12 protein-coding genes are annotated in these 14,144 nt (G+C 39.5%); all 12 read left to right on the top strand.

The genetic code is table 11. The annotated features are described in order from the left end of the window. The first annotated feature begins 4 nt into the window (after positions 1 to 4). The 12 genes from miaB (at position 5) to infB (ending at position 14,101) form a co-directional block, all read left to right on the top strand. A complete protein-coding gene (gene miaB, locus AC0QT4_RS02230) occupies positions 5 to 1,381 on the top strand; it encodes a tRNA (N6-isopentenyl adenosine(37)-C2)-methylthiotransferase MiaB (RefSeq protein WP_473200104.1) in 1,377 nt (458 codons plus the stop codon). A 163-nt stretch (positions 1,382 to 1,544) separates the two neighbouring features. After that, entirely contained in the window at positions 1,545 to 2,648 is a 1,104-nt protein-coding gene (locus AC0QT4_RS02225) for a PhoH family protein (protein WP_473200103.1), read from the top strand. 18 nt (positions 2,649 to 2,666) lie between these two features. Continuing rightward, a complete protein-coding gene (ybeY, locus tag AC0QT4_RS02220; protein WP_473200102.1) occupies positions 2,667 to 3,143 on the top strand; it encodes an rRNA maturation RNase YbeY in 477 nt (158 codons plus the stop codon). Between the two features lie 91 nt (positions 3,144 to 3,234). Continuing rightward, positions 3,235 to 4,254, top strand: a complete 1,020-nt coding sequence (locus AC0QT4_RS02215; protein ID WP_473200101.1) for a hemolysin family protein — start codon at positions 3,235 to 3,237, stop codon at positions 4,252 to 4,254. Continuing rightward, entirely contained in the window at positions 4,235 to 5,851 is a 1,617-nt protein-coding gene (lnt, locus tag AC0QT4_RS02210) for an apolipoprotein N-acyltransferase (RefSeq protein WP_473200100.1), read from the top strand. The genes AC0QT4_RS02215 and lnt overlap by 20 nt, the downstream gene beginning before the upstream one ends. A gap of 146 nt (positions 5,852 to 5,997) precedes the next feature. Beyond that, on the top strand, positions 5,998 to 6,411 hold the full coding sequence (locus AC0QT4_RS02205; protein WP_473200099.1) for a helix-turn-helix domain-containing protein: 414 nt from the start codon (positions 5,998 to 6,000) through the stop codon (positions 6,409 to 6,411). Positions 6,412 to 6,528: 117 nt separating this feature from the next. Beyond that, the gene (gene metK / locus AC0QT4_RS02200) at positions 6,529 to 7,794 is read left to right on the top strand and encodes a methionine adenosyltransferase (protein ID WP_473200098.1); all 1,266 of its coding nucleotides are present in this window, start codon (positions 6,529 to 6,531) and stop codon (positions 7,792 to 7,794) included. Continuing rightward, a complete protein-coding gene (locus AC0QT4_RS02195; protein WP_473200097.1) occupies positions 7,791 to 8,492 on the top strand; it encodes a tRNA (guanine(46)-N(7))-methyltransferase TrmB in 702 nt (233 codons plus the stop codon). Before metK ends, AC0QT4_RS02195 begins: the two co-directional genes overlap by 4 nt. A gap of 151 nt (positions 8,493 to 8,643) precedes the next feature. After that, on the top strand, positions 8,644 to 9,270 hold the full coding sequence (gene rimP, locus AC0QT4_RS02190) for a ribosome maturation factor RimP (protein WP_473200096.1): 627 nt from the start codon (positions 8,644 to 8,646) through the stop codon (positions 9,268 to 9,270). Between the two features lie 47 nt (positions 9,271 to 9,317). Beyond that, the gene (gene nusA / locus AC0QT4_RS02185) at positions 9,318 to 10,925 is read left to right on the top strand and encodes a transcription termination factor NusA (protein WP_473200095.1); all 1,608 of its coding nucleotides are present in this window, start codon (positions 9,318 to 9,320) and stop codon (positions 10,923 to 10,925) included. A gap of 21 nt (positions 10,926 to 10,946) precedes the next feature. Beyond that, positions 10,947 to 11,582 carry an RNA-binding protein gene (locus tag AC0QT4_RS02180; protein ID WP_473200094.1) on the top strand — a complete coding sequence of 212 codons (636 nt, stop codon included), beginning with the start codon at positions 10,947 to 10,949 and terminating at the stop codon, positions 11,580 to 11,582. Then, positions 11,579 to 14,101 carry a translation initiation factor IF-2 gene (gene infB / locus AC0QT4_RS02175; RefSeq protein ID WP_473200093.1) on the top strand — a complete coding sequence of 841 codons (2,523 nt, stop codon included), beginning with the start codon at positions 11,579 to 11,581 and terminating at the stop codon, positions 14,099 to 14,101. Before AC0QT4_RS02180 ends, infB begins: the two co-directional genes overlap by 4 nt. Positions 14,102 to 14,144 lie beyond the last annotated feature (43 nt).

Genomic DNA, 14,144 nt, shown 5'->3' with positions numbered 1-14,144 from the left:
CGTTATGAATAAAGTAGATCCTAAGAATATGCCTCCTGTTCCTCCTAAAAAGGTTTTTATCAAAACCTACGGATGTCAAATGAATGTTTATGACAGTCAACGAATGACTGACAGTCTCAGTTTACAAGGTTATGTTACAACACAAACACCAAATGACGCTGACCTTATTCTCGTTAATACCTGTCATATTCGTGAAAAAGCAGCAGAAAAACTCTATTCTGACCTTGGACGTTTGCGCGTAATGCGTCAAGAACGTACCCCTGACAAACCTCTGATGGTTGGTGTAACGGGTTGTGTTGCACAAGCAGAGGGAAGTGAAATTTTGCGCCGTGCTCCAACAGTTGATCTGGTCATTGGTCCGCAAATGTATCATCGCTTACCAGACTTGTTAGAAAAAGCTAAACGGGGAAAAAAGGTTATTGAAACAGACTATGCTGTTGAAGATAAATTTGCTTATTTACCAGCTCATAATAAACGCGCTGTAAGAAAGCGGGGCGTTAGTGCATTTTTAACAGTACAGGAAGGCTGCGATAAATTTTGCACTTTTTGTGTTGTTCCTTACACACGCGGTGCCGAAATATCGCGATCTGTCGAGCAAATTACCGAAGAAGCACGTCAACTCATCGAAGCAGGTGTCAAAGAAATTACACTGCTTGGTCAAAATGTAAATGGTTGGCACGGACAAAGTGCAAATGGCAAGACTTGGCGCCTCGGCGACCTCCTCCATCATCTTGCCAAACTAGATGGTTTAAAGCGTCTCCGTTACACAACAAGTCACCCAAGAGATATGGATGATAGTCTTATTGCCGCACACCGAGATCTTGACATCTTAATGCCTTACTTGCATCTTCCTGTACAATCTGGTTCAGACCGCATCTTAAAAGCAATGAATCGCCAACACAAAAGCATTCATTACCTTCAGCTTATTGAAAAAATTCGCAATGCGCGACCTGATATTGCTTTTTCAGGCGATTTTATTGTAGGATTTCCAGGAGAAACAGATGAAGACTTTGAAGACACACTTAAACTTATTAAACAAGTACAATATAGTTCGGCCTATTCTTTCAAGTATTCACCGCGACCTGGAACAGTTGGTGCAACAATGAAAAATCATGTTGACGAAACTGTGAAGGACGCTCGGCTCCAGCATTTACAGGTGCTGCTTCTTGAACAGCAAAATGCATTTTTGCGTTCTAAAGTTGGTCAAACAACCGATGTGCTTATCGAAAAAGCTGGACGTCATTCGGGACAAATGATAGGTCGTTCACCTTGGCTTTTACCTGTAGTTGTAGATACAGAAGCTTCTACAGGGACCGTGGTGGCAATCCATATTAAAAATACAAGCTCAAACAGTTTTATTGGTGAAATGGCACATATATAAACATGCCTCAAATGCCTTGATTGCGAAATAGATTTTAAAAAGCTCTTTTATTTTGGAATAAAATTATTACATCTAGAGTTTGTGTACTCTATGAAAGGTAATTTGCTTTTATAAAGTTTCTTCAAGAAAGTGTGCAACATTTATGTAAATAAGGGAGAATAGGTTGAAAACTTCAACCGAAAAAGTAAAATACATTAAAGAAAAGGTGAAAGTTTGCCATAGAAATGTTGGTGTCTTGGAAAAAGCAAGTCTGCCAGATATTAATCATGTCGTTTTAATTTTTGAAAATAATAGATATGCCAAAACGGTTTTTGGTAAACTCGATGAAAATCTTACTTATATCGAACAAAAACTGGGACTTAACATTCATCCGCGCGGTAATGAAGTTCTCATTCAAGGAAATGTTATTGCTATAAAACGCGCACAGTATGTATTACAACAGCTTTATGAACGCGCCAAAACACATCAAGAGCTTACGTTATCAGATACAGAAGGAGTGATTGCCATGGCAAATTTGCTACAGGAACAGCAAGAAGCCTCAACAACAATCAAACCTATAAAAAAACTTATCCCCGCACACTTGAGTACTCATAAAAAAACGATCCATGCTAGAACCTCCACTCAAGATGCTTATATACGTGCAATGGAACGTAGTGAACTTGTTTTTGGTGTAGGACCAGCAGGAACAGGCAAAACATACCTTGCCGTTGCTCACGCTGCAATGCTTTTAGAGCGCGGTATCATTGAACGAATTATTCTCTCACGTCCTGCTGTTGAGGCTGGAGAACATCTTGGCTTTCTACCTGGTGATCTCAAAGAAAAAGTCGACCCATATTTACGTCCACTTTATGATGCTCTTTATGACATGATGCCTGTCGAGAAAGTAGAGCGCATTTTGGCTTCCGGCGTCATAGAAATTGCCCCTCTTGCTTTCATGCGTGGGCGTACACTAGCCCATGCCGCTGTTATTCTTGATGAGGCACAAAATACCACACCCATGCAAATGAAAATGTTCCTCACACGTCTTGGAGAAGGAACACGCATGATCGTCACCGGTGATATAAGCCAAATTGATTTGCCTAACGGACAAAAATCAGGTTTAATCGAAGCAATACGCATTCTCTCACAGGTGGAAAATATTGTGATCATTCGTTTTAATGAAAAAGATGTTGTGCGTCATCCCCTTGTTACCGCTATCGTCCGAGCTTATGATTATGATTCTGGTATACAAGCTCAAAAAATGTCATCCTCAAGCGCTTCATTTTAAAAGTGAGTTTGATTTATCATGATTACTATTGATATAATGGTCGAGAGCTCAGGCTGGAATGATAAACAAGTACTTTATAATATCACTGAAAAAGTATTAACAACAACAATGCATCATCTTTCATTGGGAAATGTTATAAGCGAAGTCAGCCTACTTTTTACCGATGACAAACATATGGCACAAATAAATGCACAATGGCGCAATAAAAATAAACCTACCAATGTATTGTCCTTTCCCGCTTTTCCACTTAAAGTTGGAGATCCTCCTAGACCCATACTGGGTGATATCGTTATTGCACAAGAAACTGTTGCGCTTGAAGCAAAAAAAGAAAGAAAATCATTTCAAGATCATTTAACGCATATGATTGTTCATGGCGTTCTCCATCTGCTTGGCTATAATCATGAAACAAATGACGAGGCTTACCAAATGGAAAAGCTTGAGAGAGAAATTCTTCAAAAGCTTTCCATAAATGATCCCTATACGGAAATGTCTTAAAATGATAAAAATTAACCTTCTTAAATCACCATCATACAATTTAAAGCCTCTGATGTCTCTACTATAAAAGAAAGTTTTAAGATTTTAAATCATGGCAGACAAAATAAATACACCACATAACAGTCAAGCATCGTCTCATATTGAAGAGCATAACTCTCAGCAGACTAATCATACAGAAAAAAACTCCTTGCTGAATCATTTGTTTTCGTTTTTACGTGGCCGTAATTATACGTCATTACGCGATGATCTGTCTGTTGCACTCAATACTAACAATGAAAAAGATACAACCCCCTTCTCACCTGAAGAACGGACTATGCTGCATAATATCTTACATTTGCGTGAAGCGCGCATTGCTGATGTTATGATTCCACGTTCTGAAATCAAAGCATTGGAAATTAATACCCCTCTTGGGGAAGCCCTTAAATATTTTGCAAGAATTGGCCATTCTCGTATACCTGTTTATGCTGAAACTTTAGATGATCCACGAGGAATGATTCATATCCACGATATTCTTAATTATATGAATCGCTTTATTATCAACTCAACTCAAACCGAGCAGAAATCCGATTCGCTTCAGTTAAACCACAAGGACCTACACACTCCAATCGGTGAGTTAGATTTGATTCGAACAGTTCTCTTTGTGCCTAGTTCCATGCTGGCAAGCAAATTATTAACACGTATGCAAACGACACGAACACAGATGGCTTTAGTTATTGATGAACATGGAGGTACAGATGGTTTAGTCTCGATGGAAGATATTGTTGAATTGGTTGTTGGTGATATCGAAGATGAACATGACAATGTAGACAATGCTATCGTGTGTGAACCAAATAATAAATGGCTTGTTGATGCAAGAACCGAACTAGAAGATGTAGAAAAAGCGCTTGGTCCTGATTTTATCATCGGAGAATATGGAGATGAAGTCGATACTATTGGTGGTTTGATTGTCTCTATTCTTGATCGTATTCCTGCAAAAGGTGAAGTCGTTGAAGCTATACCTGGCTATCGATTTCGTATTCTAGAAGCTGATAAACGCCGGATTAAACGATTGCGCATTTTTCGCATTCCAGAAAATGAAAATTTAAAAAACAATGCCAACTCTAAAGAATAATCAAACTTTTTTAAACAATTTCATCCTTTTCCTGTTTTCTATTACCAGCTGGAAGCGACAAATGTGGGTGTTTCTCTGTGGGGCGACTACTTCTTTTGCCCTTCCTCCTTTCTCTTTGACACCTCTTTGTTTTTTAACTTTTCCCGTCTTTATTATTCTTCTTGACACAATACGTACAATCCAAAATAATAAAAGGCGTTTTCTTACCTACGCTTTAAGCTGTGGAACTTTTGGCTTTAGTTATTTTATTTGTAGCCTTTGGTGGTTGTGCAATGCTTTATTAACCGACCCAGTTTCTTTTGGTTGGGCAGTGCCGTTTGCCATTTTAATTCCTCCCATTTACCTTTCTTTTTATTGGTTTTTTTCTGGTTTTATTGTCGGTTTATTATGGACAAAAGGGATAGCACGCTTCTTTGTCTTAGCCTTTGCACTAGGATTAGCAGAGTGGTTACGCGCATTCTTATTCACAGGTTTCCCATGGAATTCTCTTGGCTATACAGCTATGCCAACCCCAATGCTCATGCAATCTGATGCAATCATTGGACTTTACGGAATGAATATTCTTGCCGTTTTAGTTTACAGTCTCCCCACTGTTTTATTAACTGATGAAAAAAAGAAAGCCGCACTTTTTCTTTGCATATCACTTATATTACTTCACAGTGGTTTTGGATTTTATCGTCTCAATACTGTAGCTAACACAGAAGATACCAAAAAAAATAATTACTGGGTACGCATTGTTCAGCCTTCCATTCCGCAAAACATAAAATTAAGCAATACAACACGAGAAAACATATTTGCGGCTCATATGCGTTTGAGTGCAACACCAACAGCCGATCACAATCCAGAACCCGACTTTATCGTATGGCCTGAAGCATCTATTCCTTACCTTCTTTATGACAACTCTCCGACTACAATGCGCATTGCCTCTCTTCTAAAATCCAAACAATCAGCCATTATTGGTGCTATACGCGCCATTGATGATCCGTCTTATGCACAAACAAAATATTTTAATACGATTGCAGTTATTAACGCTAAAGGTAACATTTTAAATACTTCTGATAAGCTTCACTTGGTTCCTTTTGGTGAATATCTTCCCTATGAGAATTTATTAAAAAAAATCGGATTGCATATCCTTGCGGATAATATTGGTGGATATAGTGCTGCAAGTGTGCGCGAAACTGTCACGATGCCAAACGGGTTTTCTTATCTTCCACTGATTTGTTATGAAGCAATCTTTCCCAATGAAATGAATTTTAAAGGTCCCTCTCCTCAAGCAATTATTAATGTTACGAATGATGCATGGTTTGGTGTAACGCCTGGCCCATATCAACATCTTCAACAAGCACAGCTTCGTGCTATTGAACTGGGAATTCCCCTCATACGAGCAGCCAATAATGGAATATCGGCTGTTATTGATTCTTATGGACGAATCGTTGTAGCACTCCAACAAAATGTTGTTGGTATTATTGATTCACCAATTCCCTCACCCATTATCCCTATAGGAAGTAATAAAGAAAGGATATTCTCTACTTTCATCTTATTCATTCTTATGCTATTGTGCCGTATCGGTTTTGGTTCTACAAAACAGTTTAAATGATCAAATGCCCATATACGGTATAGTGTTGTGCGTACCAGTAATATTGGGAAAAATTGTTACATATTATTTTAATTATATGCTAAATCAACCTCAAATAAATTTGATGTTGATTGAGCAGTAGAGTGCTGGAAATAAAGAGTTGCATTATGACTGAAACTAGAAAAAAGCCTGATCCTATAGATGTTTATGTTGGAACTCGTATTCGTTTACGTCGTAATATTTTAGGACTTACCCAAGAGAAACTAGGTGAAAAGCTAGGCATCACTTTCCAGCAAGTTCAAAAATATGAAAAAGGCACAAATCGTATTGGTGCAAGTCGCCTTCAAGCAATTGCAGAAATTATGGATGTTCCTGTTTCTTATTTTTTCGATAAAAGCCTTAATACGCAGCAAGTAGAAGGCTTTGCTGAAAGTGAAAATGATTTTATGGATTTTTGCTCCAGTAATGAAGGAATTCAGCTCATGCGTGCTTTTACTAATATATCTGATGCTAAAGTGCGTCGAAAAATTATTGATTTAGCAAAAGCACTTTCGGAAGAAGATTTGACAAACAAACTATAAAATAAAAATTACGTCTTTTCTTTTCCTATCTTATAATCAGCATTGACCATTTGCCGTGGCATTGGCAAATAGAGGCAATTTTAATAGACATTGCTTTTCTTTTTTGAAGGAGTTCCTATGCCGCACCAAGATTATTTTTTTACGAGTGAATCGGTATCGGAGGGGCATCCTGACAAAATTTGTGATCGTATTTCAGATGAAATCGTTGATATGATTTATAAAGAAGCTCAGAAAACCGGTACGGATCCATGGCTCGTACGAATCGCTTGTGAGACTCTTGTTAGTGTAAACCGTGTTGTTATTGCGGGTGAAGTGCGTGTTCCTGATACACTCTTAAAAAGAGATAAAAATAAGAAATTTATCTACGATGAAATGGGGTTGCCACTCATCAACCCTACCCGTTTTCGGGCAATAGCACGCCGTGCTATTCGCGCAATTGGTTATGAGCAAGCAGGATTCCATTGGAAAACTGTTAAAATTGATGTTCTCTTACGCCCACAATCAACTGATATTGCACGCGGTGTTGATAATGCTACAGATCGACATGGTGAAGAAGGAGCAGGTGATCAAGGGATCATGTTCGGATATGCTTGCCGTGAAACACCTGCTCTCATGCCTGCGCCAATTTATTATGCGCATAAAATTCTTAAACTTCTTGCTGCAGCCCGCCATAAAAATGAAGGAGAAACCGGAAAATTAGGACCAGATGCCAAAAGCCAAATAACAATACGATATAAAAATGGAAAACCTATAGAGGTAACATCCATTGTTCTTTCAACACAACATTTGGATGAAAGTTGGGATTCCAATAAAGTCCGGACAGTGGTTGAGCCCTATATTCGTCAAGCTTTGCATGATATTCCCATTTCTGATCAATGTAGTTGGTACATTAACCCAACAGGGAAATTCGTTATTGGAGGTCCTCAAAGTGATGCCGGATTAACTGGGCGCAAAATTATTGTTGACACTTATGGAGGCGCAGCTCCTCATGGTGGAGGTGCTTTTTCAGGAAAAGATACAACAAAAGTTGACCGTTCTGCAGCTTATGCTGCGCGTTATCTTGCTAAGAATATTGTTGCAGCTGATCTAGCGGAACGCTGTACTATTCAACTCTCCTACGCAATTGGCATTGCGCAACCCTTATCCATTTATCTTAATCTCCATGGAACAGGAAAAGTCGATGAAAAAATTCTTGAAGCCACTATTCGCAAAATAATGGACCTTTCACCAACAGGAATCCGAAAACATCTTGACCTCAATAAACCTATTTATACAAAAACAGCTGCTTATGGTCATTTTGGACGCAAACCAGGAAATGATGGTTCATTTTCATGGGAGAAAACTGACCTCATTAAAACACTTCAAACAATGACAAGATTATGATTGATCATAATACACGTATCTGTGAAGCATTTTTTGGTCGACGCAAAGGAAAACGACTACGAGACAGTCAGTTTGCACGTATAAAAACACTTCTTCCAACTCTTAATATTGATTTGAATACCGCTCCACCTTTAGACTTAACGTCTTTGTTTCTCGATAAAGTAACAGAAGTTCATCTTGAAATTGGCTTTGGTGGAGGTGAACATTTGCTTTATCAAATGGAGCATTTTCGACAAACTGGTTTTATCGGCATAGAACCCTTTATCAATGGCATGGCAAAAATGTTGATGTCTCTTGAACAACATAAAGAGCATCAAAATCACATTCGTCTTTATGATGATGACGCCACACTCCTCCTTGATTGGCTCCCAAATGCATCACTTGACGGAATAGATCTCTTCTATCCAGATCCGTGGACTAAAAAAAAGCATTGGAAACGACGTTTTATTAACATGAAAAACCTTAATCGTTTTGCTCGTGTTCTTAAAACAGGTAAAAAATTTCGCTTTGCTAGCGATATAGATAGTTATGTAAACTGGACCCTCTATCATTGTACACAACATCACAGTTTTGAATGGAAAGCTGAAAATCCTAAGGATTGGAAAACTCCTTATCCGCTATGGCTAAGCACTCGCTATGAAACAAAAGCTCTGCGCGAAGGAAGAACACCTACTTATCTTACCTTTATCAAGAAATAAATGATGAGATGCTTTTCTTATAAACAACTTGAAAAAAATTGAATTTAGGAGTATCAGTAGCTAAATTCTTGGTCTTATGATGAGGAGTGGGCCGTTGGACCCGCTCTTTTTTAGTGTCATAAAACTGATGAAACCGACTTGGATAAAATATATGAACGAGACTGAAAAAATAAGTGTTCTTGACGAACCACGTTTGTTTGAAGAAAATGGTATTGAAGCGCGTATCGCTGCTCTTGTCATACCTGTACTTAAGCCTTTAGGTTTTCGTTTAGTTCGCATAAAACTTCTTGGTTTAAATGGTTTAACATTGCAGATTATGGTTGAACGCGCAGATGGCTCTATGACTGTAGAAGATTGTGAAATGGTTAGTCGAACTGTTTCTCCCCTTCTTGATGTACAAAATATAATTGATCGCAAATATCATTTAGAAATCTCATCTCCTGGAATTGATCGTCCACTGGTAAGAAAATCTGATTTTTTTGATTGGCAAGGGCATCTCGCAAAAATTGAAACAAAGATTAAAATTGATGGACGCCAAAAGTTTCGTGGAATGCTTACAAACATCACCCAAGATGGATTTATCTTAAACACTGATAAAGCGGCTTATGGAGAAGCTCTGTATATCTCTATTTCCTTTTGTGATATCATAAATGCGCACTTGGTACTGACAGATGAACTCATTCGCGACGCGTTAAAAAAAAATAAAGATTTAAGTCAAAAAATCATTCCCGAAGATAATTGTAACGTTTCGGAGAAAACGTCAAATTACAAGAGCTAAGATCTCAGGGAAATGCTCATTGTGTAGCACAAAGAAGGAGAAAATTGATGGCTACAAGCGTTAACAGGCTTGAAATTCTGCAAATTGCAGATGCTGTTGCACGTGAAAAATCAATTGACCGTGAAATTGTCATTTCTGCAATGGCCGATGCTATTCAGAAAGCGGCACGCTCTCGTTATGGTCAAGAAACCAATATTCGTGCTGAAATCAATTCCAAAACAGGTGAAATTAAATTGCAACGCCTGCTTAAAATTGTTGATGTCATTGAAGATTATACAACTGAAATTACTTTATCTGACGCACTCAAACGTCAAGCAGACGCAAAAATTGGTGATTTTTTTGCTGATCTTTTACCTCCTATGGACTTTGGGCGTATCGCGGCGCAATCTGCTAAACAGGTTATTGTACAAAGAGTACGCGACGCAGAGCGTGATCAACAATATGAAGAATTTAAAAATAAAATTGGTGAAATTATTTCTGGTACAGTAAAACGTGTAGAATATGGCAATGTTATTGTTGATCTCGGGCGTGGTGAGGCCGTTGTGCGCCGTGACGAATTAATTCCACGTGAATCTTTCCGCTATGGAGACCGTATTCGTGCTTTTGTCAGTGATGTGCATCGTGAATCGCGTGGTCCACAAATTTTTCTTTCACGTACACATCCACAATTTATGGTAAAACTTTTTACCATGGAAGTGCCAGAAATTTATGATGGTATTATAGAAATTAAATCCGTTGCCCGCGATCCTGGTTCACGTGCGAAAATTGCTGTTGTCTCACGCGATGGTTCCATTGATCCTGTTGGAGCATGTGTTGGAATGCGAGGAAGTCGTGTACAGGCTGTTGTTGCAGAATTACAAGGTGAAAAAATTGATATTATTCCTTGGTCCCCCGATGCTGCAACATTTATTGTCAATGCACTACAACCCGCTGAAGTTTCTAAAGTCGTCCTCGATGAAGATGCAGAACGTATTGAAGTTATTGTGCCTGATGACCAACTCAGTCTTGCTATTGGTCGGCGTGGACAAAATGTTCGTTTAGCTTCACAATTAACAGGATGGAATATTGATATTTTAACGGAACAGGAGGAATCTGAAAATCGTCAAAAGGAATTTACCGAACGCAGTAAACTGTTCATGGAATCCTTAGATGTTGACGAAATGATTGGGCAAGTGATGGCATCAGAAGGATTTTCTTCCATTGAGGAAATCGCCTATATTGATCTCGAAGAAATCGCTTCTATTGATGGTTTTGATCATGAAACTGCTGCTGAAATCCAAAGTCGTGCACGCGAATATCTTGAACGTAAAGAAAAAGAACTCGATGAAAAACGTAAAAAACTCGGTGTTTCTGACGAATTACGTACATTGCCTGGAGTAACAAGTGCTATGCTGGTTGCTCTTGGCGAAGATGGTGTGAAAACAATGGAAGATTTTGCAGGTTATGCAGTCGATGATTTGGTTGGCTGGAGAGAACGTAAAGAAGGTCAAACACAGAGCTTTTCTGGTATCCTGACCCCGTTTGATATTACACGTGATGATGCAGAAGCTATGGTTTTAGCAGCACGTGTGCAAGCAGGCTGGATAGACCAAGCTGATCTTGTAGCAGAAACTCCCGCAGAAAATGAAAACTCTGCAAAAGATGAAAAAAAATAATTTGACGTGGATACACTTTAAATGAATGAACGGACCTGTATTGTGACAAGAAAAAACGCTTCAGCCAAAACGCTGATCCGTTTTGTTATTGGTCCCAACAATCAAATTGTTCCTGATCTTAAATCCAATTTACCTGGACGCGGCGTTTGGGTTTCTGCTCACCATTCTGCCATCGAAGCAGCAATAAAACAAAAAGCCTTTAAGAGAAATTTTAAAACAGATGTTGAGGTTGCACCAAATCTTGTGCATATTGTTGATACACTTTTACTAAAAGCTGCTCTTTCAAGTCTTTCCATGGCACGAAAAGCTGGTGCCGTTGTTATGGGGGCAACAAAAGTTGATGCAGCTATCCGCTCTGGTCAAGTTCTGCTCGTACTTCATGCTAAGGAAACTAAAGAAGATGGAAAACGAAAAATTGCACAAGCTATCCACACAATGCAACAACAAACAAATCGGGATATAAAGACCATATCTTTATTTACAAGTGATGAAATGCGAGTGGCTTTTGGCGCTAATCCCGTAATGCATGCAGCCTTATTAGACACCAAAGCTGCTGAGGGATTTCTAAAAACAATATATAAACTGCTCGCCTATCGTGATGACAAGCACAGCAAGCTTGGTGAGATGACGGCACAAGCCGTGAAGGAAGTACAATGAGTGAAAATAATAACGACAAAATAACAGCCAAGAGGACTTTAACCTTAAAGCGGTCAGTCCTAGAAACGAGCACGGTCAAACAAAATTTTAGCCATGGCCGTACAAAGGCTGTGGTTGTCGAAACCAAACGGCGCAAAGTTACACGCCCTGATGAAAAGGCTGAGGTACAACAGCCAATTACGAAACCACATGTGGCTTCCCAACGGTCTAAACCACGATTCGAAGAAGCAGCCCCTCGTGAACGTGTCGCTAAAAGCAATCTCTCATCTGCTGAAATGGAAGCAAGGCTTCGTGCATTGGAAGAAGCGCATATTCAAGAGAAAATAATGCGTGAACGAGCCGAAGAAGAAGCAAAGCGTTCAAAAGAACGTGAAGAAATTTTACAGCAGACAATTCAAGAGACAGAAATACATCAAGAAGAAGAAAAACCATCGGCACAGATTCCGTCTCTTCCCTCTACTCATTCCATCATAGAACCGATAGATATTCCTATCCCTCCTAAAAGTACACCTGTTATTGAAAAGCGCAAAGCAGATGAAAACAAAGAAGATGATCGACATAACCGGCGGGCTAACCCTGCAAAATCAGAAGTGCGTGCACCAAAAGTTATAAAAGGAGCTGATGAGCGGCGCCGTGGCAAACTCACCCTTAATAGCGCTTTAGATGAAGAAGGGAGCGCACGTGGACGTTCAATGGCTGCTATGCGCCGGAGGCAGGAGAAATTTAAGCGTGCACAAAATCAAGAGCCAAGAGAAAAAATTTCTCGCGAAGTTGTTCTTCCTGAAACCATTACCATTCAAGAACTTGCTCAACGTATGACTGAACGCTCCGTTGATGTCATTAAATTTCTCATGAAACAGGGGCAAATGATGAAACCTGGCGATGTTATTGACGCAGATGTTGCGGAACTCATCGCCGCCGAATTCGGTCACACTGTTAAGCGTGTTTTAGAATCTGACGTAGAAGAAGGCATCTTTAATATAGCTGATAACCCTCAAAAAATGCGGTCACGCCCACCCGTTGTAACAATTATGGGACATGTTGACCATGGAAAAACTTCTCTGCTTGATGCTATTCGAAAAGCGAATGTTGTTTCTGGTGAAGCAGGAGGAATCACACAGCATATTGGTGCTTATCAAGTGGAGCAAAATGGTCAAAAGATTACCTTTATTGATACACCAGGACATGCCGCCTTCACAGCTATGCGTGCTCGTGGGGCTCGTGTTACAGATATTGCGGTTCTCGTTGTCGCTGCTGATGATAGTGTTATGCCGCAAACAATTGAGTCAATTAATCATGCTAAAGCGGCAGGCGTGCCTATTATTGTTGCTATCAACAAAATTGATAAACCAGCTGCTGATGCACAAAAAGTGCGTACAGAACTCCTCCAACATGAAGTATTTGTTGAAACCATGGGAGGGGAAACTTTAGAAGTCGAAGTTTCTGCTAAAACCGGTCAAAATCTTGATAAACTCCTCGAAGCTATTCTCCTTCAAGCTGAAATTCTTGATTTGAAAGCAGATCCACAAAGAACAGCAGAAGGCGTTGTCATTGAAGCAAAACTCGATCGAGGACGTGGGTCTGTTGCAACAGTTTTGGTTCAGAAAGGGACATTGCATCCTTCTGATATTATTGTTGCCGGCAATGAATGGGGACGCGTGCGTGCTTTGATTGATGACCATGGTCGTCATATTAAAGAAGCCGTTCCTTCTACACCCATTGAAATTTTAGGTATGCAAGGGACACCACAAGCTGGTGACCGTTTTGCTGTTGTCACGCATGAAGCAAAAGCACGCGAAATTTCTGAATATCGTCAACGGTTAGCACGTGATAAAGCTGTAGCCCGACAAACTGGTTCTCGTGGTTCTCTCGAGCAAATGATGACCAGATTACAAACTACAGGTGTTAAAGAATTTCCTCTTATTATTAAAGGAGATGTGCAAGGTTCCATTGAGGCAATCGCTTCAGCATTAGAAAAGCTAGGGAATGAAGAAGTCCGTGCCCGTATTGTGCATTCTGGTGCTGGAGGTATCACTGAAAGTGATATTTCTCTTGCTGAAGCTTCTAACTCTGCTGTCATTGGTTTTAACGTTCGAGCCAATAAACAAGCACGTGATTTTGCTAAAATTCAAGGCATTGAAATTCGCTATTACAACATCATCTATGATCTCGTTGACGATATAAAAGCTGCTATGTCAGGATTACTCTCACCAGAACAGCGCGAAACTTTCCTTGGTAATGCCGAGATTCTAGAAGTCTTTAACATTACAAAAATCGGAAAGGTTGCGGGTTGTCGTGTTACAGAAGGTAAAATAGAACGAGGAGCGGGTGTTCGCCTGATCCGCGATAATATTGTCATTCACGAAGGTAAACTTAAAACACTCAAGCGCTTTAAAGATGAAGTTAATGAAGTACAAAGTGGTCAAGAATGTGGGATGGCATTTGAAAACTATGAAGACATACGTGCAGGAGATGTTATTGAAACCTTCCGCATCGAACATATCAATCGCACATTATAAAAGAGTCCAATGGCTTTACTCTCTATAAAATGAGAAACACGTG

The organism is Bartonella sp. EBT8 (genome assembly GCF_055796165.1).
Note: the sequence above shows the minus strand (reverse complement) of the source record. Positions and strands in the feature narration are given on the sequence as shown.